The sequence below is a fragment of the Nesterenkonia aerolata genome, from assembly GCF_031470965.1.
Taxonomy (GTDB): domain Bacteria; phylum Actinomycetota; class Actinomycetes; order Actinomycetales; family Micrococcaceae; genus Nesterenkonia; species Nesterenkonia aerolata.
In genome coordinates, this window is record NZ_JAVKGR010000001.1 from 185,815 (window position 1) to 211,471 (window position 25,657).

Consider the following 25,657-nt stretch of genomic DNA (forward strand, 5'->3'; position numbering starts at 1 on the left):
CCTCACAAGGCACCACGTCCCCATGCACCGACGAGGAGAGAGCCGTGAAGGTCCTGGCAGCCATGTCCGGCGGAGTGGACTCCGCCGTGGCGGCGGCACGCGCGGTGGAGGCCGGCCACGACGTCGTCGGCGTCCATCTGGCCCTGTCCCGGATGCCCGGCACGCTGCGCACCGGCTCGCGGGGATGCTGCACGATCGAAGACTCCTCCGACGCCTGGCGGGCCTGTGAGACTCTGGGCATCCCCTTCTATGTGTGGGACTTCTCCTCCCGGTTCAAGGAGGACGTGGTCGATGACTTCATCGCCGAATACGCGGCCGGACGAACGCCGAACCCGTGTATGCGCTGCAACGAGAAGATCAAGTTCGAAGCCCTGCTGGACAAGGCCCTCGCCCTGGGGTTCGACGCCGTATGCACCGGTCACTACGCCGAGCTCATCGAGTCTGAGGACGGCACCCGCCAGCTGCATCGCGCCGCGGACTGGGCGAAGGACCAGTCCTATGTGCTCGGCGTCCTCACCGAGGAGCAGCTGCGTCATTGCCTGTTCCCCTTGGGCCGGACACCGTCGAAGGACGCGGTGCGCGCCGAGGCCGCCGAACGGGGTCTCTCCGTGGCGAAGAAACCGGACTCTCATGACATCTGCTTCATCCCCGACGGCGACACCCGCGGGTGGTTGGCCGAACAGATCGAGATGCGCAGCGGCCCCATCGTCGATCCGGACGGAGCGCAGATCGGCGAACATGACGGGGCCGAGGCCTATACCGTCGGGCAGCGCCGCGGACTGAAGCTCGGCCGTCCCGCAGCCGACGGCAAACCGCGCTTCGTCCTGGAGATCCGGCCGAAGGAGAACACTGTCGTCGCCGGCCCGAAGGAACTGCTCGAGATCGACCGGATCACCGGTATCCGCCTCTCCTGGGCCGGTGCGCCGGTGCCGCAGGCCAGCACCGGGGAGCCCTTCGACATCGACCTGCAGATCCGCGCCCACGCCGATCCGGTGCCGGCTCGGGCGTGGGTTCCGCTGGATCCGCAGTCACCAGCTGAGGAGGCCGAGCTGATCGTCGAACTGGGAGCCCCTCTGCGCGGCGTGGCACCGGGCCAGACGGCAGTGATGTATCAGGGCACGCGCGTGCTGGGACAGGCGACGATCGACACTGCGCGGTCCCGGGACTACCAGGCTGCCGGGGCATTAGACTGACCGCCATGACCGCCCCTGAGCCTTCCGCCGAGTCCGCACCGGACCCCCGCGGCGGTGACGCCGCAGCGCTTGTCGACGCCGAGGTCATGGCAGAACTGGTGGCGATGCGTGCCAGCATCGACAACATCGACGCCACCTTGGTGTACCTGCTCGCCGAACGGTTCAAAGCCACCCAGCGCGTGGGCCACCTCAAGGCCGCCCACCAGCTGCCCGCCGGTGACCCGCAGCGTGAACGCAACCAGATCGCCCGGCTCAAACACCTGGCCGCTGAGGCGCAGCTCGACCCTGAGTTCGCCGAGAAGTTCCTGAACTTCATCATCGACGAGGTCATCCGTCACCATCAGGCGATCTCCGCTGCCGGCGGCCCCGCACAAGTCGGTCGGAATGACCCGAAAAACCAGCAGAGCCAGAACACGCGGACCAACGGGCGGACCAGCGAGCGGGCCCATGAGCGGGCCCATGAGCAGACCACGGACCACAGCCGCTGATGCCGGTCGCATCTTTCGCCCCGGGCATACTGCCCGGAACCGATCCCCTAGCCTGGGTGGGTGCCCTGGAGGATGAGCTGCCGGCGCCGCATTCTCCGGCAGTGCCCGAACTGCCGGCCCGCGGCCACCCGGCGGGGCTGACCGGCCGGGCGACCGCCCTGCTCAGCGAACTGCACACGGATCTGACCTCCTACGGCTGGCGGCTGACCTCCGGAGCAGGTGCCGATCACCGGCGGGCGGCCTCACTGCTGCGCGCCGACGTCGATGTGCTCACCGATGTCCGCGGCGAACGCGCAGACTCCGGCACGGCCTCGGCCACCGCCCCGCTGACGCTCTTCGTCCTGGGGCCGGTAAGTCTGTGTGCACGTCTGGCCCTGCCCGACGGCGAGAAGGTGCTCATCGACCACGGTGCACGGCGGGACGTCACCGATTCGCTGGCGGCCGGCATCGCCGAGCTCACCGCACGTCTGCGACGGACCGCACTCGCTGCCCCGGCTGACGCCTCGTCGGCGCCCATGCTGCGGATAGTGCTGCTGGAGCCGGACTATCACCGGTTGCGCGCCGGGCAGATCCCCACGGTGAGCGGATATCAGAGCATCGGTGCGCTGCCGCGGGACGAGGCACGAGCACTGGTGGGACGTGTACTGGAGCAGCTGCGGACTCAGGCCGCCGCTGCTGAGACCGAGAGCACCGATGAGCTGCTGGTGGATCTCGGCCGCGCCCCGGAGCCGGAGCATGTCGAGGATCTCTTCGCCCGCTCGGAGACCCGTGCCGATGGATTCGTCCTGCCTGTGACGGGCATGGATGCGCACCAGTGGGAGCGCGTCGCCGAGCTGGTCGAAGCCGGCGCCCGGTGCGGTGCCGCAGTGCTGAGCCGCACAGAACTGGCCGCAGCAGCGGGGCCCAGCAGCACCGACGCACTGCCGGCGGTGAGCACCCTGGCTCAGCGGGTCCGAGGCCCCTGGCAGGGTATGGGGATGCCCCCGGCGTCGTTGGAGGCATTCTCGCTCACAACCGCCGGTGCGCAGGCGGCCGGGCCGGGTCAGCTGCTGCGCGATGCGATGGCGCGGCTGAGCCCCGCCGCCGCGCTGCGTGCGATGACCCGGGTCCGCGATGCCGCCGAGGCTCTCGAGGACCAGCGCCGACAGGGGTGACGCCGCTATGCGGCCGTTCTCAGCGAGATTGTCGGCGTCCGGGCCGGTGGCACCGTCCGCAGCACCTCCAGACGTGCGGGAGCAGCCGGTGCGGTCAGCGGGTGCGGTCAGCCGCCATGCCCGCGGCACGTGCCCGGCCGATGATCTCCGGGAGCACCGCAATCAGGGCCTCGACATCGTCCTCGGTGGTGGTGTGGCCCAGGGTGAAGCGCTGGGCGCCGCGTGCCTGTTCCTCTGACAGTCCCATCACCAGCAGCACTCGGGAGGGGCGTGGCACACCGGCTGAACAGGCCGAACCGGTGGCAGTGGCGAACCCGGCCATATCCAGCATGAACAGCAGCGAATCGCCCTCCGCACCGGCCACCGTGACGTGAAGATTCTGCGGCAGGCGCCGCTGCGGAGCGGTCCGCGGATCCGGCCCACGCAGAGTCACCCCGGGGATCTCCACCACGGCCTCCACCAGGCGGTCCCGCAGCTGAGCCAGACGCGCGGCCTCCTCCTGACGTCCGGCCACCACTTCCTCCACCACCGCGGCGAAGGCACAGATCCCGGCGACGTCGAGGGTGCCGGAGCGGATGTCACGTTCCTGCCCACCGCCGTGGAGCACCGGGGTCAGCGTGACTTCGCGGCGGACCAGCAGTGCGCCGATCCCCACCGGGCCGCCAAGCTTATGCGCGGTGATCGCCATCGTCGCTGCGCCGCAGGCGGAGAAGTCCACGGCGGTGGTGCTGAGTCCCTGGACCGCATCGGTGTGGACCGGGACGCCGAAACGCTCACATAGCCTGACGAACTCGGCCACCGGCTGCAGGGCACCGACCTCGCTGTTGGCCCACATCAGCGTGGCCACAGCGACCGACTCGGGTTCCTCGGCGACCAGCTGCTCCAGGAGCTGTTCCGCGGCAGGCAGATCAACCACGCCCTCGGCGTCCACCGGAAGCAGGCGCAGCTGTGCCTCGTCATGGGCTTCGAGCCATTCGGCGGTCTCGAACACCGCTGAATGCTCGATGCCCGGCAGCAGCACGTATCGGCGGCGGGGGTCAGCACTGCGCCGAGCCCAGTAAAGCCCTTTCAACGCCTGGTTATCTGCCTCAGTGCCCCCTGAGGTGAAGATGACCTCGGAGGGGTGGGCGCCGACGGCGGCGGCCAGCTGAGCCCGCGCGGCGTCGACTGCGGCGCGGGCCCGGCGTCCGGCCGAATGCAGCGACGACGGGTTGGACAGCGTCATGGTCTCGGTGAGCACCCGCACGGCGGTTTGCCGCACCGGTGCGGTGGCGGCGTGGTCGAAGTAGCGCGGCTCGGCGGTGTTCGGCGGTTCCATGTCTCCTCGATGGTACCGGTCTCCTCGATGGTACCGGCGGGCGGGCCGCCGGTGGGACGCGCTATCGTTGACGGTCGATGGCGACTCAATCCCGCGGCCCCTCCGACCGCTCCGACGACGGCGGTCACCGCCACGATGACCACCCCGAGCGCACCGGTACGCTCTACGACGTGCTCGGGATCTCCCCGGCCGCCGATGCGCAGCAGATCCGGCGTGCCTACCGTCGTCGGGTGCGGGATTCGCATCCGGATCTCGGCGGTTCGTCAGCGCAGTTCCAGCAGGTCCAGCATGCCTTCGATGTCCTCAACGACGAATCTGCCCGGGCCGACTATGACAGATCCCTGCGCGAGGCCGGCAGCGAATCCCCCGGTGCCGCCGGTGCCGCCTACCGTGACGACCGTTCCGATTGGGGCGGCTACGGACGCGGGACGTTCACTGCGGGCGCTCGGGGCTCCGGGCAGGGCACTGAACGCACAGGGGACTATCGGCCCTCGGGGATGGCGCATCAGCCGCCGGTCTATCGTCCCGAGCTCTCTGATACGGTGCCGCTGTCACTGACGCTGACCAGCCAGCGCGTCCACGGCGAGATCGCCGGTGGTGGGCTCGCGGGGCTCTTCGGCGGCGGCTCTGAGCGTCGGCTGCAGCGGATGAGTCACCTGTTGGAACGCCATGTGCTCGGTGAGCTTCCCGCCGCACGTCTTTTCCAGGACGTGACGCTGGCAGTGCCCCAGCTGGACCGGAAGGGGCGTCCCAAGCGCAGCCAGTCGGCTCCGCGGGCTGAGCAGGTCGTGGTCTGTGGCGACGTCCTCGTGGTGGTCGGGTCAGTGGAGGTGCCCGCCACCACGGCGTCCTGGGATGGGCGGGTGCTGCGCAGCGGCGGACGCTCGGTCACAGTGCCCGACGTCGTCGCCCAGGCACGGATGCTCCGCGAGGTGCTTCTGCGCCGCGATGATCGCGCCGATGGTCGCACCGATGATCGCACCGATGGGCACAGGCCGCTGAGCGTCCACGGGCAGGTGGTGCTGCTCGCCCCGGACGGCAGTCTGATGAGCCCGGTGGTGGAGACGATCGGCCACGGCGCTGCCGCACCCGGTGCTGCCGCGCGGGCGATGAAGAACATCGTGGCCGCATTGGCAGCCTCGCCGCAGGCCAACGTGGTCGATCGTCACCTGCTGGCGACGCTGCGTGAGCAGCTGGTCCGCCCGGACGGTGCCTGAGCTGAACGGTGTCCCACGCGGCGGCAGCCGGGCGGTAGGATCGGCGTCGTGTCCGAGCCCCTGCGTATCTTGGTCGACCAGCCCGAAATCCCGGGCAATACCGGCAATCTGATCCGTCTGGCGGCGGTGACCGGTGTGGCGCTGCATCTGGCCGAACCGCTGGGCTTCGACTTCGCTGACGCCAAACTCCGCCGCGCCGGGCTCGACTACCACGATCTGGCGGTGCTCACCGTGCATCCCAGCTTGGAGGAGGCGTACCGAAGTCTGGCACCGCAGCGGGTGTTCGCGTTCACCGGCGAGGGCGAGACCCGGTTCACCGATATCACCTACCGTCCCGGCGATGTCCTGCTCTTCGGCCGCGAATCCACCGGGCTGGATGACCATGTCACACATGACCCTCGCGTGACGGCACGGGTCAGAATCCCGATGCAGCCTTCCCGCCGCTCCCTGAATCTGGCGAACTCGGTCTCCATCGCGGTCTACGAGGCCTGGCGGCAGAACGGTTTCGACGGCGCCGTCTGAGCTGAGCACGCTCACCGGGGCGTCACTGCGCTTGAGAAGCCTGCACCTTCACTAAGCTGGTCTCCATGACCGATGCTTCCCCGCGCCCCGACGACGACGAGACCGTGCCACAGGACGTTCCGGACACGCCTGAAGACGATTCAGACGATGCCGCCCGGGAGCATGATGCTGCCCAGGAGCCTGAGGCCGTCGGTGAGGCCGCCGAGGGCACGGAGCCCGGTGAGCAGTCCCAGGATCCTCAGGACACCCACGACGCCGACGGGCCTCCGGCCACTGGCACCACGCACCAGGGCGGGGTGACCCAGGAGGCCGGGGTGACCCAGGACGCCGAGGACTCTGCAGACACGGCGCAGCACACTCTGGCGCGGCTGCTGACTCAGACGGCACGCGGGGACCAGTCCGCCTTCGCGCAGTTCTACGAGGCCACCGCCGAGGTGGTCTACGGTCTGGCTCTGCTGATGCATGAGGACGTCGAGGGCGCGCAGACGGCGATGGTCGCGGTCTACCACCACCTGTGGGACCAGGCCGATGAACGCGCCCGGGATCTGCGGCTGCAGTCCGCCGCCGCCGAATCCCTGGCCGATCACGTCGCCGCCGAGGACGCCCAGCGGGCACAGCATGACCGGCCGAACAACCCCAGCGGCCAGAGCAGCCCTGACGGTGCTGCCAGTGCCAACAGTGCTGACAGTGCCAACAGTGCTGACAGTGCTGCCAGTGCTGACGGCGCACAGCCGAACAGCGGACGCAGCGCTGGGCCGGCGTATCGGCCCAGTGAACATGAGCTGGTCCTCGAGTGGCTGATCCCCTTGGCTCATCGGATCATGGTCGAACGGTTCCGCGAGGGCACCGTCGAACCGATCAGCCTCACCGTGGTCAGCTCCGGCGGTGTGGCAGGGCTGCCTGAGGAGGTCCTCGAGGACTTCGCGCCGCTCTCCGACTCCCAGATCCAGGTGCTCGCACTGTGCTACCTCAGCGGGATGACCCACCGCGAGGCCGCCGCCGAAGTCCGCTCCGCACTGCCGGCGGTGAAATCGCGGCTGCGCGATGCCATGACCCGCCTGCACACCGTGCGGTCGGGGCGCGTCGACGTCGACGATCCGATCCTCCGGGCCGCCGTGACGCGCCGGGATCTCGAGCGTGGAGCCGGGGTCAACCGCAACTTCTCCGATGACATCGACACCGACCTGCAGCGCGGCCTGCTCGTCGAACTCGCCGAGGTCTACGCGATGGACGCTGTGGATGACCGCGAGCGTGCTCTGCTGGACGAATACGCCCTCAACGCTGAGGACGCCGTCGCCCAGCGCTGGGACACCCGGGTGCTGGCCGCGCGGCGCACTCTGGCGGAGATCTTCACGACCCACCCGGTGACTCCCCCGCGTCACCTGTTGGAGGAGATGATGCTCGATCTCTCGGATCAGGAGGTCGGGATGAGCATGGTCGAGGAGGTCTCCACCCACACAGAGGAAGCGCCGAAGCGTCAGCCGGTGGTGAAACGGTGGATGGTGGTCACCGGGCTCATCGTGATCCTGGTGCTCGCGGCCTTCCTGATCTGGCGGTTCACCATCGGTCAGGACGTCCAGGAGCGGGTGGACGAGGCCGAGGACGTCGCCACCTCCGATCAGGTGGAGCTGGAGGAGGGCGGCACCGCGCAGCTGGTGGTCTCCGAAGAAGAGGACCTCGGCTACGCCGAATTCACCGATGTGGAGGCGATGGACGGGCTGACCTACCAGGTGTGGCTACTGCCCGCCGGAGAGGGACAACCGAGCTCCCTGGGCAGCTTCTCCGCAGAGGAGCTCAGTGACGAGACTGTGGAGCTGCGCGGCATCGGTTCCTATGAACGGCTTGCTGTCACCGCCGAGGAGATCGCCGGCGCAGAACGCCCCACCGGTGAAGTGGTGGTGGAGATCCCGCTGAGCCCGGAAGCCTCCTCCGGGCCGACCTACGGCGGCCCCACCAGCGACTGATCCAGTCCCACACCGACGGCTGCTCCGTCCCCACCGACGGCTGGCCCCTCGATGGGTCGAGCCGGCGACGCGGGTATCCGCCTCTGACTAGAAGCCCGCGAATGTCTCCGGACCGTTGACGGTGACCAGGTGGAAGGCCTCCGCCGAGGGCGCGGCACCCGGGCCGTTGCTGGCGGTGCTGCCGGTGCTCACTGCCGCCGAACGCTCGGCGCCGCGCTCAGCGGCTTCCTGAGCATGCTGGCGCATCTGCTCGAGCACCCGGCTCTCCATCCGCTCGGGGTCCGGATGCTGGCTGAGATGCCGCCGCAGCGCGGCGATCTTCAAGGACTCATAGCCTGCGACGCTCACCCAGGTGGTGACCCGCTGGCCAGGAGCTCCCATGAGCAACAGATAAGGCACCCGGTAGGCCGCCAGGTGTTCCTCTGCCAGCAGCTCCGGATAGGCGAAGGCGTTCTCCACCGCCGGGTAACAGGCGCGGACCACGGCTTCCCCGCAGGCCAGATGGTCAGGATGGGACTTCTGGAGGCGGTCCCAGGCCCGCTCCGGGTGTGAGCTCAGCACCACATCCGGGCGGATGCGCCGCATCAGCCGCACCAATTGCCGGATCAACCCATGGGTGGGTGCGACGTAGCCGTCACGCTCGTCCAGGAACACCACCTCGGAGATGCCCAGCAGCCTGGCGGCCTCGCGCTGCTCCTCCATGCGACGCGCGGACATCTCCGTGCGGTCCTGGCCCGGCTCGAAGCCGCCGGCATCTCCGGCGGTCAGCAGGCACAGGGTGATCTCCACTCCGTGCTCGGCCAAGCCAGCCAGGGTCGCCGCCGCGCCGAAGTCGATGTCATCCGGGTGCGCGACGAAGGCCAGCAGCCGCCGGATGGGAAGGTCAGAGGCCAGCTCGGCCGCGGTGAGGTATCTGAGGGTGTCCATCGCTGCACCACCCTAGCCCGCACCACTGACATCGCCGGTTCACATGCCGGTCAATGTCACTTCGGCAGTCTGCTCTTCGTCGTCACGCAGGTAGGTCAGCGTCACCGTCTCACCGGCAGGGTACTCACGGATCAGGGCGGTCAGCGAGACAGTGTCCTGGACGTCACGATCGTTGACGGCGGTGATGACGTCGCCGCTCTCCAACCCGGCTTCGGCGGCAGGTGAGCCGTCTGCGACCTCAGCGACGTGAGCACCGGCGGTGAGGTCCTCGACGGATTCCACCTGACCGGCGTCGACGGTCACCCCCAGCAACCCATGGCTGGCTTCGCCGTCCTCGATGAGATCCTCGGCGATCCGCTTGGCATAGTCGATCGGGATGGAGAAGCCGACGCCGATATTGCCGGCTCCCTCCCCCGCCGAGGTGCCCCCGGCCGAGGCGATGGCCACGTTGACGCCGATGATCCGTCCCTGGGAGTCGACCAAGGCACCACCGGAGTTGCCCTGGTTGATCGCGGCATCGGTCTGGATGACGTTGAGATAGATCGACTCCTGAGCCTGCTGGGAGCCCTGGTCAGGGAAGTAGAACTCGAAGCCGTCCTCGCCGCCCTCCCCCTCGGCGTCCTGGTCTGACTCCTCGGGCTGGTCTTCGGCGACGTCGCCGGAGCCCTCTCCCTCAGCCGCTGCGGAGGCCACTGAGATCGTCCGGCCCAGGGTGGAGACGATGCCGTCGGTCACTGTGCCCGAGAGTCCCAACGGTGCACCGATGGCGATGGCGGTGTCACCGACGTTGAGCTCACCGGATTCCCCGAGTTCGGCGGGGGTGATGTCGGAGGTGTCATCGAGGGCGACCACGGCGAGATCGGAGAGCGGGTCGGTGCCGACGACCTCGGCGGAGCGCACGGAGCCGTCGTTCATCTGGACGGCGATGTCCGGGTCGGCGGTGACTCCGCCGAGGGTGACCACGTGGGTGTTGGTGAGGATATGCCCGTCGTCGTCAAGGATGATCCCCGAGCCACTACCCATATCAGCACCGTCCTGCACGCTGAGTGTGACCACAGAGGGTGAGGCCTTGGCGGCGGCCGCGCTGACCTCCGTGGCGCTCTCCGGGTTGTTCAGCTCGATCCCGGGAACCACATCGTCCCCTCCCCCGGCCAGGCCCACGGCCCCTGCGCCGATCCCACCACCGAGCAGGCCTGCTAAAGCCACGCAGGTGATGAGTACGCCGACACCGACGCGACGGCGCGGCTGCTCGGTCTGACCAGAACCGTACTGGCCCGGCCCCGGACCGTAATACAGGGCGGGAGCGCCGAAGGCCGACTGCACGGGGCCGGACTGGTGGGCAGGGCCGGACTGGTGGGCAGGGCCGGACTGGTGGGCAGAGCCGGGCTGATGTGCAGGGCGGGACTGATGCGGAGCCTGGTGAGGCTGCGGGGCTCCGGGGGTTCCTGGTGCACGGCCTGGCTGCTGCGGCTGACCCGGAGGCACCGGCTGGCCCGGTGACGTCGGCTGTCCTGGTGAGGTCGGCTGGCCGTGTGGCATGGGCTGGGCCTGCGAGGCACCCTGCGGCGGGCCAGAGGGCTGAGGGGGCTGCTGCCCTTGGGAACGGGGATCGTACTGGTCTGATGCCATATGATCACTCTGCCTTCTCTGGCCATCTCTGGCCGCTCACGACTGCACCGACACCAGCGCACAGGATACGGGAACTGAGCACCACCAGGGGCATCTCTCAACCGCCGCGCACCGGCATCGGCAGGGACCTGCTCCACAGTGTGACAGGCTCGTCTGGAACTTATGAGACAGTCTGCTGATCGATTGCTGGGAGTCTCCTGCTAGGTGCACGGATCCAGGTGATCAGCGATGACACCGTCATGGACGGCTCATTCCAAGCCGCCTCTCTCAGTCAGCTCACTCAGCCAGCTCACTCAGACACCTTGCATAGACCGTGTCAGAGGCCGCTCATAGACTATGCCCATGCTTATGGGTCCCGCTTCTGCGCCTCTGGCCGCCGTCATCGTCGGGCCGCTGATGATCGGTGCCGCGGTGCTGATCCTCATCGGCTTCGGTGCGCTGTATCTGTCCCGGGGCTCCGGGCGGCGCGCTCTGGGCCCGGCCTCACCGGGCGGCGCCCCGCACAGCCTTCAGCACGGCACTGGGCAGGACACTGAGCAGCAGGTCCGGGACCCACGGCGAGACAAGAGTGTGGAGCAGCTGCGCAGAGAAGCCGGTTCGATGCTCATGGAGGCGGATCAGGCCATCCGCAGCTCAGAGCAGGAGGTCCTCTTCGCCCAGGCGTCCTACGGCGAGGAGGAGGTCGCCGTCTTCCGCCGGGACATCGAGGAGTCCACCCAGCACCTCTCGGCGGCCTTCCGCGCTCAGCATGAGTTCGACCGGGAGCCGCCGGCGGATGAGGAGCAGGCGAAGGACATCTTCATCGGGATTCTGGACAGCTGTCAGCGCATCCACGAGACCCTGGAGTCTCACCGGGAGGAGTTCGAGTCCCTGCGTGACTTGGAGAACAGGCCCGGCCCGGCGATCGAACAGCTCTCCTCGACCATCGAGTCCCTGCGCACACGCCTGCGCACAGTCACCGATCATATCTCCGGGCTGAGCAAGGACTTCGCTGAGGAGGCGCTGGCCCCTCTGCGGAAGAACCTCGACGAGGCACAACGGCTGCAGGAGATCTCGCACCAGGCGCTGGATGAGGCACGCGCGGCGGTGACCGCCGGAGACTCCAGCGCGGCGGTGGTCGCGATCCACCGGGGCGAGGAGAGCATCGACGACGCCGCAGAGCAGGTCAGCTCAGCCGAATCGCACGAGGTGTCTCTGCGGGAGGCGCACCGGAGCCTGGAACGTGAGCTGGGGCAGACCGAGCAGGACATCGCCCAGGCAGAGGCCACACTGACAGCTGGTCAGGCGCCGGAGCTCGCCGGGCCGGTCGCCGCGGCGAAGAACGCAGTGGCGCGGATTCGGCATGAGCTGCAGGAACCCGGGCCGATCGACCCCCTGGACCTGCTCGCCCAGTTGGAGAGCGCCCATCGGGAGCTCGACGAGCCGTTGAACTCGGTGCGGGACCGCCACGCCCGTGACCGGCGGGCGCGCGAATCCCTGGAGACGGAGCTGCTGCAGGCCCGCCACCAGGTGCAGTCCTCGCTGGACTTCCTGCGTTCTCGGCGGATGCGGGTCAGCGCCGAGGCCCAGGCGCGGATGTCCGAGGCGCAGCGCTGCCTCACCGAGGCCGTCAACCTGCGGGAGGAACAGCCCTCGCGCGCCCTGGACCATGCCCAACAGGCCAAAGTGCTCGCCGTGCAGGCCGCGCAGATCGCTGAGACGGCAGACCGGGAGCGCGCCGAGGAGAACATCATGGGCATGGGCCAAGGGTTCGGGGCGCGGGATCACGGCGGCCGATACTTCGGCACGGGATACTCCAACGGCGGGTATTCCGGCGGTTTCGGCGGCGGACCGGCAGACGGCTTCGGCCGAGGCTACGGCGGTGGCATCTCCGGCGGCCGACTCTTCGCCGCGGACTTCGGCACGACCTCGAGATCTCCGGGCCTGCGGAGATCTCGTTCACGTCGCTCCCGGTGACTAGACTGACCTCGTGCGACTCCGCCGCCTCAGTGCTGACGTGTCAGTGCTGCGACGGTGGATGAGGCGCACGGACTACCCATCGTCCCCGTCTGCGAGAGGTGACCACCGTGTCCAAGCAGTCCATCTTCGGCCGCATGTCCCAGCTGATCCGCGCCAACGTCAACGCCATGCTGGACCGCGCCGAAGACCCCGAGAAGATGCTCGACCAGATGGTGCGGGACTTCACCAACAACATCGCAGAGGCCGAGGAGGCCGCCGCGCAGACCGTCGGCAATCTGCGCATGATGGAGGACGACTACCGCGAGGACATGGAGACGGCCCGCTCCTGGGGGCAGAAGGCCCTGGCCGCTTCCCGCAAGGCAGATGAGTTCCGCGAGACCGGCGACTCAGAGAACTCCACCAAGTTCGACAATCTGGCCAAGGTCGCCATCCAGCGTCAGATGGACGCGGAGAACTCCGCTAAGGCCACTGAACCGACGATCCAGTCGCAGCGCGAGATCGTCGAAAAGCTCAAGACCGGCCTGGACCAGATGAAGCAGAAGCGTCAGCAGCTGGTCTCCAAACGTGACGAGCTGGTCGCCCGGTCAAAGGCCGCCCACGCCCAGGCGCAGGTGCAGGACGCGGTGAAGTCCATCGATGTGATGGACCCGACCACTGAAGTCGGACGCTTCGAGGAGAAGATCCGCCGCGAGGAGGCCCGGGTCCGCGGCCAGGCGGAGATCCAGGCCTCGAGCCTGGACTCCCAGTTCGAGGCGCTGGAGGATCTGGGCGAGCAGACTGAGATCGAGGCCCGGCTGGCCGCACTGAAGACCGGCGGAGAATCCCGGCCCGCACTCGGCGCCGGTGCGGGTGCCGCTGCGGGGAACTCCGCAGACTCGATGGAGGCCGACTTCGCCGCCCTCGAGACCGAGACTGACCGTCGCTGACCCGCTCCACCCTGACGAAAGGCTGACTCATGAGCTTCTCTGCACGCACTGCGCTGATCACCGGTGCCGGCTCCGGCATCGGTGAGGCCATCGCGAAGGACCTCGCCGCCCGCGGCGCCCGGGTAGTTCTGTCCGACGTCGACGAGGCCGGCGCCGAACGGGTCCGTGACGAGATTGCGCGCGACGACGGCGAGGCCGCCGTCGTCGTGGCTGACTCCTCGAGCCCGGAGGACAACGCGCGCGCCGTGACCTTCGCCCAGGAGACCTTCGGGGCGCTGCACTACGCGGTGAACAACGCCGGCATCGGTGGCGTGCCCGCTCCCGCAGGCGAGACGGACCTCGACTCCTGGAACAAGGTCATCGACATCAACCTCAACGGCGTGCTCTACGGCATGCGGTACCAGATCCCGGCCATGCTGGAGGCCGGTGCCGCCGACTGCGCGATCGTGAACATGGCCTCGGTCCACGGGACCGTCGCCGCCCCGCTGAACGGCGCCTACACCGCCGCCAAGCACGGCGTGGTGGGTCTGACGAAGAACGCCGCCGCCGAGTATGGGGAGGCCGGGCTGCGGATCAACGCCGTCGGCCCCGCCTACATCCTGACCCCGCTGCTGGAGAAGCACCTCGATGCCGAGGCCCAGCAGGGCCTCGCCGCCAAGCACCCGTTGGGCCGGCTGGGACGTCCGGAGGAGGTCGCCACGGTGACGCGATTCCTGCTCTCAGAGGACGCCTCTTTCGTCACCGGCAGCTACTACCTCGTCGACGGTGGTTACACCGTCGTCTGACGTCTGTGCCGCTGACCTGCCCTCCAGGTCCGCGCTCCTCTCCACCGCCACCTTCTCACCACAGCCTCACCACAGCACTTCTTGTCCATCACGACACCCACCCCTTCAGGAGCCTCTTACCGTGACCGCCTCGACATCTGCCCCCACCACCTCCCCCGCCTCGCAAGCCTCCACGGGCTCCCCGTACTCGGAGGGGCATCGCGCCCCCTCCACGGAGGTGAACACTGGCCTGGCCCACATGCTCAAAGGCGGGGTGATCATGGATGTGGTCACCCCGGAGCAGGCGCAGATCGCCGAGCAGGCCGGGGCCGTCGCCGTCATGGCCCTGGAGCGGGTCCCCGCGGACATCCGCTCCACCGGCGGTGTGGCACGGATGTCCGACCCGGACCTCATCTCCGGGATCATCGACACCGTCTCGATCCCGGTGATGGCGAAGGCGCGGATCGGTCATTTCGTCGAGGCCCAGGTGCTCGAGCACCTGAAGGTGGACTACATCGACGAGTCCGAGGTGCTCTCCCCGGCCGACTACGTCCACCACATCGACAAGTCACGGTTCTCCGTGCCGTTCGTCTGCGGGGCGACAAATCTGGGCGAGGCGCTGCGCCGGATCACCGAGGGAGCCTCGATGATCCGTTCCAAGGGCGAGGCAGGCACCGGTGACGTCTCCGAGGCGATGAAGCACATCCGGACCATCAAGGCTGAGATCGCACAGCTCGGCGCTCTGGCCGAGGATGAGCTCTACGTGGCGGCGAAGGAACTGCAGGCGCCCTACGAGCTGGTGCGCCAGGTCGCCCGGGACCGCCGCCTTCCGGTGGTGCTCTTCGTCGCCGGTGGCGTGGCCACACCAGCAGATGCCGCCATGATGATGCAGATGGGCGCTGACGGCGTCTTCGTCGGCTCGGGAATCTTCAAGTCCGGCAACCCCGCCGCACGCGCCGAGGCGATCGTGAAGGCCACCACCTATTACGATGACCCGTCGGTGATCGCCGAGGTCTCACGCGGGCTGGGCGAGGCGATGGTCGGGCTCAACGTCTCCGATCTGCCGGCCCCGCATCGCCTGGCTGAGCGGGGCTGGTGAACGTCCCTCAGCTCGGCGTCCTGGGCCTGCAGGGGGCGGTGGCCGAGCATGTGCGTGCGCTGCAGGCCTGTGGGGCCGCAGTGCGGACAGTGCGGCGGCCCGCCGAGCTGGAGGGTCTGGACGGACTGGTGGTGCCCGGCGGGGAGTCGACTGCGATGGCGCGCCTAGCCGCACCGGTAGGGCTGCTACCCGCCGTCCGCGCCGCCGCTGGGCAGGGCATGGCGGTGTTCGGCACCTGTGCGGGGCTGATCCTGTTGGCTGAGGAGGTCGTCGACGCTCAGGCCCTTCAGGGTTATGACCGCATCGGTGGCTTGGATATCACGGTGCGGCGCAACGGCTACGGCAGCCAGCTGGACTCCTTCACCACCGAGCTGAGTCTCTCCGGTCTCAGTGCCAGCGATCCCAGTGCCACCGGTCTCGAAGAACCGTTGCCGGCGGTGTTCATCCGGGCCCCGGTGATCGAACGCACAGGCGATGATGTCGACGTGCTGGCGGAGCATCGTGGTGCACCCGTGGTCGTGCGCCAGCGGAAGCTCCTGGCGGCGAGCTTCCATCCGGAGCTGACGAGGGACCGACGGCTGCACCGGTTCTTCGTGGAGATGACGCGGCAGTCCCGGCCCTCGGCGTCCGCCACGCCGGCCGACTCAGTCAAGCTGGCATAGAGTCGTCCCTGAGTGGCACATAGAGTCTGAGTGGTACGTAGAGTCTGGGGACAGCAGCTTGTACCCTTTCTTCAGAGCCGAAGTGCCTACCAGAGGCACGCGACGAGGAACCGATGGATCATAGCTACGAGGACCTGCGACGGGCCGCTTCAGACCCTTCGACCGACTGGGAGACCCTGCACCGCATCGCAGAGGACTACCCAGAGTTTCGTCCTGACATCGCCTCGAACCCTGCGACCTACCCGGAGCTGATCGAGGCACTGGCCGAACTCGGCGATCCCGCCATCGATGACGCCCTCGCCCGGCGGTTTTCCCCCGAGATCTTCGCCGACGAAGAAGCCGAACTCGAGGACGAGCCTGAGGACGAACTCACTGAGGCTGCCAATGAGCCGGAGGATTCCGACGTCGGCCCCGGCGAGGCGCCGGCTCATGATGCCCCCACCACCGCAGACCTCACGGGAAGCAGCACGATCGCTTCCATCCTCGGGGACGATTCCCCGCGCGGGTCCGAGGCCATCGCCGCCGGCACATCGGCCGGCGGTGCAGCGGTCACCGGTACAACGGCCGGCGGCAGCACCGCCGAGGTGTCGACGTCCTCGGATTCCGCTCATTCTTCTGCCCGCCCCCCTGCCTCGCGCTCCGGCAGGACTGCGCAGAAACGTACCGACAAGGCCGAGAAGAAGGCTCAGAAGCGCGCCCAGAGGTCCGCAGCAGTCGGGCCGGTCGCCGTCGCGGACCCGGATGCCGAACCGGACCAGGGTGTCGAGGGCGCCGGTGGGTCGCGGCTGGTGACGATCATGCTCATGGTGGTGATGCCGCTGGCCGTGCTCGTGGTGATCGCCGCTGTGGTGATCAATACTCTGGCCCAGGATCTGCTCACCGATGAGGCACAGATCGCCGAGGGTGGGACCGAGGTCGAGGAGCCGGAGGACGATGAGGAAGAAGACCTCCCGGCAGACCTCGAGGAGGCCCGCACCGCGATGGAGGAGCTGAGCTCCTCGGACACCTGCGAGGATCCGGAGCAGGACGCCCAGACCTTCACCGCCTTTGCCTCCTATTCGGATGAGGAGCAGTCCTGGGAGGAGGACTCCCCCACAGTGCGTCAGACGCTAGAGGGCATCCAGCAGGAATGCGGCAGCGTCTACGCGGCTCAGATCCACCAGCAGCTCAACGGCGGCGATGACGCCCCGGAGAACCTGGCCTCGACGCTGGAATGGCTGGGTACCGACTGGCTGACCGTGAACTATGACGCCCAAGGCGCGCAGGACCTGCCCGCTTTCTCCTCACCGACGGGCAACGTCATCTGTGAGATGGGCGATGAGCTCACGTGCACTGTGCTGCAGCACTCCTTCGAGGCCCCCGAAGGCTGTGAGGACGGGGCCAGTTACACGATCCGCCTGGACGAATCAGCGTCACCCGACTGCGACAACGCCGTCTCCGCCGATGAACAGGGCCAGGTGCTGGCCTACGGGCAGACCGCCGGCAACGACTATTTCGCCTGCACCTCGTACCAGAGCCAGATGTCGTGCTGGAATAAGCTCACCGGCGAGGGCATCAACCTCTCCTCCGAGCGCAACAGCACCTGGTGAGCTGCCCGCCCTTTCTCCATCGAGTCCCCGATTTCTGGTGCAATCGGCGCCGTTTTGCGCCTGATATGCATCAGAAATCGGGAACTCGATCTCCATGGGCGAAGGTCAGTCTATGAGCCGGTTCGTCCTCGTTCTCACCACCGCCGCAGCTTCCCGGACGCCGACGTCGGCATCGAGAAGCTCCCAATCAACGTCCTCGGGGAACCACAAGAGGTAAGCCAGCACCTCCCGCGCGCTCCTGCCACGCAGCGTCCATCGGATCCTACCCTCACCGGCATCGCTTGATTGCCCTCCCCAGCCGCGGAACTCTCGGTCGAACCGGCTTCGGCCCATCCGCAGCACCACCACAGCGTGATGAGTCGGCTCAGCCGCAGCTCGGTCCGCCCGCACCATCGTGGTGACGTCTGTGGTCGGCAACGGCCGTTCCGACCCTCGTACCCCGGTGCCCTGCACATTGTCCATACGGTCCAGGCGGAAGCTGCGCCAGTCCTGCCGCGCAGTGTCCCAGGCGACGAGATACCACCGTGCTCCCTGAGATACCAGGCTGTGCGGCTCGACGCTGCGCGCCGTCTCCTCGCCTGTCGCCGAGACATACCGGAATCGCAGCCGCTCCCGATCACGGCACCCCAACGCCAGCCTCGCCAACACCTCAGTCCCCACCCGCGGCTGTTCGCCCCAGGCCGTCGGGGCTGTATGAGCCTGCAGCGCGGCTACACGGCGGCGCAGGTGGCGCGGCAGCACCTGCTCCACTTTGGCCAGTGCGCTCAGTGCCGTCTGTTCTCCATCGTCGAGTCCGTGGACGGCGGCGACCCGCAGACCGACCGCGATGGCCACGGCTTCATCATCGTCGACCAGCAGCGGCGGCATCGCCGTGGAGGAACGCAGCTGGTATCCGCCGTCGAGGCCAGAGGCTGCGACGATGTCGTATCCGAGCTGGCGCAGACGGTCGATATCACGACGCAATGTGCGCTCAGAGACCTCCACCCGTGCGGCCAGCTCGGCTCCGGACCAGAAACGGCGTGCCTGCATCAGAGACAACAGCCGCAGGGTGCGCGCCGTGGGATCGCTCATGAGGCAAATCTACTGCCAGATGCGGACAGGATCTGTCCGCATCTGTATCTAGCGTGGTCATCACGTGGCGAGAGGATCGCCGCGCATCTGCCACCTGTCCACCACGAACTCACAGATCAGGAGACCACGATGACTACCAGCCTCATCAGCACCGAGGGGCTCCGACGCACGTTCCCCAGCCCGCGCGGCGGCGAGATCGTCGCCGTCGAGGGCCTCACCCTCGACATCACCGAAGGGTCCCTGACGGCACTGCTCGGACCCAACGGCGCCGGAAAATCAACGACGATGCGCATGCTCACCACGCTGCTGCCGCCCAGTGCCGGCCGAGCCGAGATCTGCGGATGGGACATCGCCACTCATCCACGCGAGGTACGCGCTCGCATCGGCTATGTGGGGCAGAAACATGGCATCAGTCCCTACCAACGGGTGCGGGATGAGCTCCACTGCCAGGGACGCTTCTACGGCCTGAGCCGCAGCGAGGCTCGCCGGCGCACCGAAGAACTCATCGAGGTGCTCCAGCTCGGTCCGGTGGCGGAGCAGACGGCGCAGCACCTCTCCGGCGGACAGCAGCGCCGCGCCGACATCGCTCTCGGGCTGATCTCGCGGCCACGCCTGCTGCTGCTCGACGAGCCGAGTACCGGGTTAGATCCTCAGTCCCGCGCGAATCTCTGGGAGCACATCATGCAGGCACGGCTCCGCGAGGAGATGACCGTACTGCTGACCACACACTATCTCGAGGAAGCAGACCGGTTCGCCGAGCGCGTGGTGGTGGTCGATCACGGACGGCTCATCGCTGACGGTACCCCCGATCAGCTCAAGAGCACCCTCGCGGGCGATCTCGACGCCCCCACCCTCGACGACGTCTTCCTCACTCTGACCGGCCGCAGCCTGCGCGACTCGAACCACAGCACAGGAGAGAACTGATCATGTCCACTACCGTGCCCCGCACACTTCTCGATACCGTCCATGTGGTGTCCCGTGAACTGCGCCCGATGCGGCGGGATCCTTTCCAGCTGGTGTTCGCCCTCGTTCAGCCGCTGACCTTTCTGGCGTTCTTCGGTCCGCTGCTCAGTGGTCTGACCGGTCAGCCTCTGAGCACTTCGCTGCAGTGGTTCGTCCCCGGAGTGCTGGCGATGGTCACCCTCTTCGGCACCGGGATGACCGGCTCCAACCTGCTCTACGAGATCATCCAGGGGTCGCATGAACGCATGCTGGTGACACCAGTCTCTCGTGCGGCACTTCTGCTGGGACGAGCGCTGAAGGAGATGGTTCCCGTGGTGGTCCAGGCCACGGCACTCTGCGCCGTGGCCTGGACCTTCGGCTTCCGGCCCGATGCCTTCGGCCTGCTGTACGGCCTGGTGCTCCTCGCCGTCTTCGGCGTGGGTCTCGGTGCGCTGAGTTATGCGCTGGGCATCGCCGCGCGTCATCAGGATTGGATCTTCTGGTCTGTGCAGCAGACACTGTTGTTTCCGCTGATGCTGCTCTCGGGGATCCTCCTCCCCCTGGAGTCCGGCCCGCGGTGGATGCAGGTCGTGGCGGCGTTCAATCCGCTGACGTATCTCGTGGAGGCGCTGCGGGCACTGGTCGACGGCGATCTCGCGACGGAGGCCGTCTGGCAGGGTGGTCTCGCGGCAGTGGTCATCGCGAGCCTGGGGCTCGGGGTGGGCATCCGGGCGATGCATCGTAGCCTCTGAGGAGAAAGTGCATTATGATGCACTCGTGATGCATCGACCTGAAGATCTCGCCCGCGCGGTCGGAGACCGTGTGAAGCATGAGCGCCTCAGCCGACAGTGGACCCTCGATGACCTCGCCCAGGCCGCAGGACTCAGCCGCCGCGTGGTGGTCAACGTGGAACAGGCCGCGACCAACCCGAGCCTGGCCACGCTGCTGCGACTCAGTGAGGCCCTCGGCGTCGGGCTTCCCTCCCTGGTGGAACCGCCCACGCAGCGCACCTTCCGGGTGACCCACAGCGGGGAGGGCTCCCCACTTTGGAGGGGCGAGCACGGCGGACGCGGCGTGCTCGTCGCCAACGCCGACACTCCGGATGCCCTGGAGCTGTGGGATTGGACCCTGCAGCCCGGGGAATCACGGGCCAGCGAGGCCCACCGGCCTGGTACACGCGAGATGTTGCAGATGCGTGAAGGCACCCTGACGCTCCAGATCGATGGCGAGAACGTGGAGCTCACCACCGGAGACGCGATCAGCTTCGTCGGTGACCGGCCCCATACCTACTCGAACCAGCACGTGCATCCGGCGCGGTTCTGCCTCGCAGTCTTCGAACCCGGTGCCGCGCCCCCTTCCCGAACGGAGGACTCTCATGCCTGAGCATCCCACCACCGCGATGACGGCCGCACAGTTCCTCGCCGCCGCCTCGGTGGACGAGGAGGTCTACACGCTGCGGCCGGACTACCGGGCACTGCTGCTCGTCGCCGAAGGGCTCTTCCCGCAGGCGCCCCACCCGGGTGCCGAGAGTGTGGTCGCCGCACTGATCGCCGAGGCCGAGACCTTGGCTCAGCGTCTTCTGGCGTCGTCTGCCGCACAGGAGCTTCCCCACATCTCTGCCTGGCGGACGGCCTATCGTGACTTCGGCGCCAAACCCTCACGCTTCCGCAGCAGTGTGGAATCGCTGCTGCGCCGCGCGGAGAGCGGTATGCCACAGGTCAACTTGCTGACCGACGCCTATAACGCCGTCTCCGTGCTGCACCAGGTGCCGATCGGCGGCGAGGATCTCGACGCCTACTGCGGCCCGGCGCAGCTGGTACGCGCCACAGGTGACGAGGACTTCGACACAGTGGCCGGCGGAGAGCCGATCATCGAGAACCCCGTACCCGGGGAAGTCATCTGGCGCGACGACGCCGGGGTGACCTGCCGCCGATGGAACTGGCGGCAAGGCCGACGCACGGCACTGCGCGAGGACACCCACCGGGCCGTGTTCATCCTGGATGCTCTGGAACCGATGTCCGATGCGGCCCTGCTCGACGCAGGCAATGCCCTGACTGATGCTCTGGGGCACCTCGGCCCGGATGTGGCCGTCTCCACGCGGCTGATCACACCGTGATGAGCACCAGGTCGAGCGTCGGTCTGCCGCCATGGACGATGGCCGTCTCGGCCATGCTGCTCATCCAGCTCAGCGCCGCCCTCTCGGTGGGCCTCATCGAGCAGGTCGGCCCGGCAGGGGCGGCCTGGCTGCGCCTGACGATGGGGGCCGTAATCTTCGTGCTCATCGCCCGACCACCGCTGCGCTGGATCAGGCGGAAAGACGTCGCCCCGCTGGTGGCGTTGGGGATCGCCTCGGGACTGATGACCGTGGCGTTCCTCTCTGCCATCGAGAGGATCCCGCTGGGCACCGCCGTGGCCATCGAGTTCCTCGGGCCTCTGCTGGTGGCTGGACTACGTAGTGGGGATCGGCGGATGCTCGCCTGGCCGCTCCTGGCTTTGGGCGGAGTGGTGATGCTGACCGAGCCGTGGCAGGGCGAGGTCGATCTGCTCGGCGTCGGCTTCGCCGCCCTCGCGGGAGTCGGCTGGGGCACCTATATCCTGCTGACTCAGCGGGTGGGTGATCGGTTTTCGGGTATCAGCGCGTTGAGCCTGACGATCCCTGTCGCCGCAGTGGTGGCCACCGTCGTCGGAGTGCCGCAGGCCGTCGGTGACGTCGATCTCTCCGCGGTGCTGGTGGCCGCGGGACTGGCACTGCTGGCCCCGGTGATCCCTTTCGGCCTGGAGATGCTGGCGCTGCGCCGGATGACGCACACTGCGTTCGGCACGCTCATGGCGCTCGAGCCGGCGTTCGGTGTGCTGCTCGGACTGCTGGTGCTGCACCAGGTGCCCTCGATCGTGCAGGTGGTGGGGATCGTGTTGGTGGTGCTGGCGGGCGCCGGCGCCCAACGCCGGGGGCTGCGCAAACTCCCGGAGGACTGGGACTCAGGCGGCCACTCCCCCGGTCACGGGGCCTCGGAGCATCACGGATCATAGCTGCCTGCGCAGATCAGAGTTCTCTGCAGGCACATTCCGGCACAGAGCTATGAGACGCCGGTGACCCCATCCCCCGCGGCGCAGTGGGTCACACCACGTGGACTCCTGACTGGAACACGGCGTGAACACGGTCCTGGATCCCCACGAGTCCGTCAGCCTCCACGTCTCCTTCGAAGAGCACAAGATCGGCGACGGCGCCCCGGGTCACACGTCCTATATCATCGATCCCCATGAGATCGGCTCCGTTGACGGTGGCTGCGCGAAGGGCCTCAGCTGCACTGAGACCGACCTTCGAGAGAAGCTCAAGCTCCTCAAGGTTCTGACCGTGAGGGCCGACCCCCGCGTCGGTGCCCATCGCCAGGCGCACCCCGGCATGGTGTGCCTTCGCGATGGATTCAATATGCACATCCGCTACGTGTCGCGCCTTCTCCACCACGGATGCCGGCAGATTCGATCCGGAGTCGGCGGCCCGGATGACGGAGACCGGCGCCTGCAGGGTGGGCACCAGATAGGCACCTGTTTCCAAGAAGAGTTCGATGGCCTCGTCGTCGAGATAGATCCCGTGCTCGATAGACCGGACACCAGCCCGAAGAGCGGTCTTGATGCCGTTGCTGCCCTGGGCATGAGACATCACGTAACTTCCCTGAGCCGCAGCCTCGGCGACGATCGCACGAATCTCTGCTTCAGTGAACTGACTATGCCGAGGGTCATCCGCCGGCGACAGGACACCTCCGGTGGAGCATATCTTGATGTGATCCGCACCCGCGTGGAAAAGCTCCCTGGCTTTGCGGGTCACGCCATCGACGCCGTCGGCCACACCGTGAGGCCGGCCAGGATGCCCGCTCAGCATCGGGCTCTCCGCGCCCGACGGGAGCCGACCATCGCCGTGTCCTCCCGTCTGGCTCATGATGCTGATGGCGGCTCGCAGTCGCGGCCCCTCGACGATTCCGCGCTCAAGGGCGGCTTTGACCCCTGCATCGGAACCGCCGGCATCACGCACTGTGGTCACGCCCGCACGTAACGTCCGAGACAGGTGCTCGACGGCCTGGAAGAACTGCAGCGAGAACGGTTCCATCATGGCGTCGAGAGATCCGGCCTCACGGGTGGTCATGTGTACGTGGCAATCGATGATGCCCGGGGTGAGTGTCTTCCCCGCGCCATCCAGGGTGGGGATGCCGACGTCGTCGGTCCCGGCTCCGGGGCGCTCAGCCGCGTTGCTGACATCGGTGACCACACCCTGCTCGATCCTCACGTCCTGATCGGAGTGGAACGTCTCGCCGTCAAAGAGCTTGCAATTGCGAATCAGAAAGTCGTTCATCGTGTCCTCTCACTGAATCTCTTGGCATGGTCACCACCGGCAGACGGTGCAGTGCCGGTTCGTACAGCAGCTCTGCTCCTCACCATAGATGAGGTGTCACGGCTCAACGACTGGCTACAGGAACGAGACCAAGATTCCGGCGATCAATACCGACCCAGCGTCACCGAGGTGAAACCCCCGACCAGCATGGGCGGCAGCATGAAGTGGAAGAGCTCGTCAGACTCTTCATCAGTCTCGCCGACGGAGCGGGAGACTTCCCGGGGTATGAGATAGTCCGCGGGAAAGCCGTACATGGCCGTCAGCGCCACCGACATCCCGAGCATCGGCTGCCATCCGACGAGCTTCGTGGCGATAAACCCTCCCAGGATGATCCCCGCGGCGCCGATCGCGATGATGAGCGTCATGGGCACGATCATGCTCAAGACGTCCTGAAGAGATGCCGTCATCAGCGGTGCCATGACGATCGCTACCACACCGACGATAGCGATACCGAAGGAATTGGCCTGCTCCAGGGACCGCTCAGGTGTCAGACCAATCGCCGTGGAGATGATGCCGAGCAACAGAGCCACCACAGTGGCGGGAACCTGCGTGAAATTGGCGATGAGTGTTGCCAGTGATGCGCCGACGAGCACCAGGAACAGAACGAAGATGTGGTTGTCGACGAGGTACTTGGGCATGGTGACGAGCTTGCGCTGCGAACCGGCGCCAGCCGAGGCAGCCGATGCAGATGCCACATGCTCCTTCAACGCACCGGACTCTACGACATGCTTGGCGTAACGCCGCAGCAGAAGGCTCGTGATCGGCATCGCCGGCAGAGACTGCATCATCAGGATCAGGGCGGGGAGCACGACGAGCGCGGGCAACACATCTGCGGCCTCGAGCCCGTCCGTCGTCAACCCGGTGGCGACGATGCCTCCGGTCAGCGGACCTCCTGCGGCCACGAAATGGTCAAAACCGTACAGCGGCAGGAGTACGACGGCCAGGGCCATCAGCGCGCACGTGATTCCTGATAACGCGATGACGACGGCTCTCCACTGCTGAAGCAGGGTACGCAACGAGATCAGCGAGCCCATGTGGAAGAGCAGCGGAACCACAAGGATCGCATAGACCTGCGGCAACATGGAGTCATCAACTGTGGTCTCCGGAATGATGCCTGCTTGGGCAAATATGAATGCGCCCAACATGGCCACGAGCAGCCCCGGAATCCGTGCGCGCGACCAGATGGACGCTAACTCACCTATGGCGACGAAAGCCAAGACAATGACTGCGGCGAAGATCGGCTCCATATCAGCGCACCTTCGATTCTCGAGCGATCAGACGATTGCAATATGATGCCACGCCGGTGCTTGATCCACGATGAGGCACCAGCGCGTCGCTGCCTAACGAGGTCAGTTTTCCCGCCCGGGCATCAAGGGGCAATCACTCCACTGAACCTGAGAACACGTCTCCGCACAGCCTGGATTCTCAGGGCAGTTCTAAGTCGCCGATGCATCACGGATCATAGCTGTCTGCGCAGATCAGAGTTCCCTGCGGGCAGGTTCCGGCACAGAGCTATGACACACGGCTACGACACGCAACTACGACATACGAAAGGGCCGCGCCGTGACACACGGACGGGCCGCCGCTCCACATACCCGGCCTGCCGAACACCATTCCGGGCAAAGCGAAGGCCCCTGACCTGGTGCAACACCAGGTCAGGGGCCTCATCTCGTTGCGGGGGCAAGATTTGAACTTGCGACCTCCGGGTTATGAGCCCGGCGAGCTACCGAACTGCTCCACCCCGCGTCGACCTGATCAACCTTACCGGCCGATGACCGCCGCGCAAAATCCTGGGGTCGCCCCGTGCACGTGATCTTCGGCATAGAACGGACTTCTCACAACGAGG

General features: G+C 67.3%; 23 protein-coding genes and 1 tRNA gene. 17 read left to right on the forward strand and 7 right to left on the reverse strand.

The window, feature by feature from the left end; genetic code table 11:
- The first annotated feature begins 44 nt into the window (after positions 1-44).
- Genes mnmA through RIL96_RS00875 form a run of 3 tightly spaced genes read left to right on the forward strand, consistent with a single transcriptional unit; the run spans position 45 to position 2,835 of the window.
- A complete protein-coding gene (gene mnmA, locus RIL96_RS00865) occupies positions 45-1,193 on the forward strand; it encodes a tRNA 2-thiouridine(34) synthase MnmA (protein WP_310547106.1) in 1,149 nt (382 codons plus the stop codon).
- A gap of 5 nt (positions 1,194-1,198) precedes the next feature.
- A complete protein-coding gene (locus tag RIL96_RS00870) occupies positions 1,199-1,681 on the forward strand; it encodes a chorismate mutase (RefSeq protein ID WP_310547107.1) in 483 nt (160 codons plus the stop codon).
- A complete protein-coding gene (locus RIL96_RS00875; RefSeq protein WP_310547108.1) occupies positions 1,681-2,835 on the forward strand; it encodes a hypothetical protein in 1,155 nt (384 codons plus the stop codon). Before RIL96_RS00870 ends, RIL96_RS00875 begins: the two co-directional genes overlap by 1 nt.
- 94 nt (positions 2,836-2,929) lie before the next feature.
- Here the strand turns inward: RIL96_RS00875 and RIL96_RS00880 are convergent, their stop codons facing one another.
- Entirely contained in the window at positions 2,930-4,153 is a 1,224-nt protein-coding gene (locus RIL96_RS00880) for a cysteine desulfurase family protein (protein WP_310547109.1), read from the reverse strand.
- 77 nt (positions 4,154-4,230) lie between these two features.
- Between RIL96_RS00880 and RIL96_RS00885 the strand changes: the two genes are divergently transcribed.
- From RIL96_RS00885 to RIL96_RS00895, 3 genes are all read left to right on the forward strand, one after another.
- Positions 4,231-5,370 (forward strand): J domain-containing protein, encoded by a 1,140-nt coding sequence (locus RIL96_RS00885; RefSeq protein ID WP_310547110.1) that lies wholly within the window; start codon positions 4,231-4,233, stop codon positions 5,368-5,370.
- Positions 5,371-5,418: 48 nt separating this feature from the next.
- Positions 5,419-5,892: a tRNA (cytidine(34)-2'-O)-methyltransferase gene (locus RIL96_RS00890; RefSeq protein WP_310547111.1), complete on the forward strand. Its 474-nt coding sequence runs from the start codon at positions 5,419-5,421 to the stop codon at positions 5,890-5,892.
- A 65-nt stretch (positions 5,893-5,957) separates the two neighbouring features.
- Positions 5,958-7,856, forward strand: coding sequence for an anti-sigma factor domain-containing protein (locus RIL96_RS00895; RefSeq protein WP_310547112.1), 1,899 nt, complete (start codon positions 5,958-5,960; stop codon positions 7,854-7,856).
- An 87-nt stretch (positions 7,857-7,943) separates the two neighbouring features.
- On the opposite strand, the gene RIL96_RS00900 is transcribed toward RIL96_RS00895, so the two are convergent.
- On the reverse strand, positions 7,944-8,783 hold the full coding sequence (locus RIL96_RS00900) for a PIG-L deacetylase family protein (protein WP_310547113.1): 840 nt from the start codon (positions 8,781-8,783) through the stop codon (positions 7,944-7,946).
- A gap of 39 nt (positions 8,784-8,822) precedes the next feature.
- The gene (locus RIL96_RS00905) at positions 8,823-10,412 is read right to left on the reverse strand and encodes a S1C family serine protease (protein WP_310547114.1); all 1,590 of its coding nucleotides are present in this window, start codon (positions 10,410-10,412) and stop codon (positions 8,823-8,825) included.
- 342 nt (positions 10,413-10,754) lie between these two features.
- Here RIL96_RS00905 and RIL96_RS00910 point away from each other — a divergent pair, with 342 nt between their 5' ends.
- The 6 genes from RIL96_RS00910 to RIL96_RS00935 all read left to right on the forward strand — a co-directional run bounded on the left by RIL96_RS00910 (position 10,755) and on the right by RIL96_RS00935 (position 17,411).
- Positions 10,755-12,368, forward strand: coding sequence for a hypothetical protein (locus RIL96_RS00910; protein ID WP_310547115.1), 1,614 nt, complete (start codon positions 10,755-10,757; stop codon positions 12,366-12,368).
- 110 nt (positions 12,369-12,478) lie between these two features.
- Entirely contained in the window at positions 12,479-13,297 is an 819-nt protein-coding gene (locus RIL96_RS00915) for a PspA/IM30 family protein (RefSeq protein ID WP_310547116.1), read from the forward strand.
- 29 nt (positions 13,298-13,326) lie between these two features.
- Complete coding sequence (locus RIL96_RS00920) at positions 13,327-14,082, forward strand: SDR family NAD(P)-dependent oxidoreductase (protein ID WP_310547117.1); 756 nt, start codon at positions 13,327-13,329, stop codon at positions 14,080-14,082.
- A gap of 217 nt (positions 14,083-14,299) precedes the next feature.
- Positions 14,300-15,160 carry a pyridoxal 5'-phosphate synthase lyase subunit PdxS gene (gene pdxS / locus RIL96_RS00925; RefSeq protein ID WP_310547428.1) on the forward strand — a complete coding sequence of 287 codons (861 nt, stop codon included), beginning with the start codon at positions 14,300-14,302 and terminating at the stop codon, positions 15,158-15,160.
- Positions 15,157-15,822 carry a pyridoxal 5'-phosphate synthase glutaminase subunit PdxT gene (gene pdxT / locus RIL96_RS00930; RefSeq protein ID WP_310547118.1) on the forward strand — a complete coding sequence of 222 codons (666 nt, stop codon included), beginning with the start codon at positions 15,157-15,159 and terminating at the stop codon, positions 15,820-15,822. The genes pdxS and pdxT overlap by 4 nt, the downstream gene beginning before the upstream one ends.
- Before the next feature lie 113 nt (positions 15,823-15,935).
- On the forward strand, positions 15,936-17,411 hold the full coding sequence (locus RIL96_RS00935) for a variant leucine-rich repeat-containing protein (protein ID WP_310547119.1): 1,476 nt from the start codon (positions 15,936-15,938) through the stop codon (positions 17,409-17,411).
- 105 nt (positions 17,412-17,516) lie between these two features.
- On the opposite strand, the gene RIL96_RS00940 is transcribed toward RIL96_RS00935, so the two are convergent.
- The gene (locus RIL96_RS00940) at positions 17,517-18,482 is read right to left on the reverse strand and encodes a helix-turn-helix transcriptional regulator (RefSeq protein ID WP_310547120.1); all 966 of its coding nucleotides are present in this window, start codon (positions 18,480-18,482) and stop codon (positions 17,517-17,519) included.
- Between the two features lie 129 nt (positions 18,483-18,611).
- On the opposite strand from RIL96_RS00940, the gene RIL96_RS00945 reads away from it, so the two are divergent.
- The 5 genes from RIL96_RS00945 to RIL96_RS00965 are packed head-to-tail and all read left to right on the forward strand — an operon-like array spanning position 18,612 to position 22,454.
- Entirely contained in the window at positions 18,612-19,406 is a 795-nt protein-coding gene (locus RIL96_RS00945) for an ABC transporter ATP-binding protein (protein WP_310547121.1), read from the forward strand.
- A gap of 2 nt (positions 19,407-19,408) precedes the next feature.
- On the forward strand, positions 19,409-20,176 hold the full coding sequence (locus RIL96_RS00950; protein WP_310547122.1) for an ABC transporter permease: 768 nt from the start codon (positions 19,409-19,411) through the stop codon (positions 20,174-20,176).
- Between the two features lie 28 nt (positions 20,177-20,204).
- Complete coding sequence (locus tag RIL96_RS00955) at positions 20,205-20,807, forward strand: helix-turn-helix domain-containing protein (protein WP_310547429.1); 603 nt, start codon at positions 20,205-20,207, stop codon at positions 20,805-20,807.
- Positions 20,800-21,540 carry a B3/B4 domain-containing protein gene (locus tag RIL96_RS00960; protein WP_310547123.1) on the forward strand — a complete coding sequence of 247 codons (741 nt, stop codon included), beginning with the start codon at positions 20,800-20,802 and terminating at the stop codon, positions 21,538-21,540. The genes RIL96_RS00955 and RIL96_RS00960 overlap by 8 nt, the downstream gene beginning before the upstream one ends.
- Positions 21,540-22,454: an EamA family transporter gene (locus tag RIL96_RS00965; RefSeq protein WP_310547124.1), complete on the forward strand. Its 915-nt coding sequence runs from the start codon at positions 21,540-21,542 to the stop codon at positions 22,452-22,454. The genes RIL96_RS00960 and RIL96_RS00965 overlap by 1 nt, the downstream gene beginning before the upstream one ends.
- Positions 22,455-22,542: 88 nt before the next feature.
- On the opposite strand, the gene RIL96_RS00970 is transcribed toward RIL96_RS00965, so the two are convergent.
- The 3 genes from RIL96_RS00970 to RIL96_RS00980 form a co-directional block, all read right to left on the reverse strand.
- Positions 22,543-23,772: a metal-dependent hydrolase family protein gene (locus RIL96_RS00970; RefSeq protein WP_310547125.1), complete on the reverse strand. Its 1,230-nt coding sequence runs from the start codon at positions 23,770-23,772 to the stop codon at positions 22,543-22,545.
- 143 nt (positions 23,773-23,915) lie between these two features.
- The gene (locus tag RIL96_RS00975; protein ID WP_310547126.1) at positions 23,916-25,058 is read right to left on the reverse strand and encodes a hypothetical protein; all 1,143 of its coding nucleotides are present in this window, start codon (positions 25,056-25,058) and stop codon (positions 23,916-23,918) included.
- Between the two features lie 425 nt (positions 25,059-25,483).
- Positions 25,484-25,557 (reverse strand) — tRNA-Met (locus tag RIL96_RS00980).
- Between the last annotated feature and the right edge of the window lie 100 nt (positions 25,558-25,657).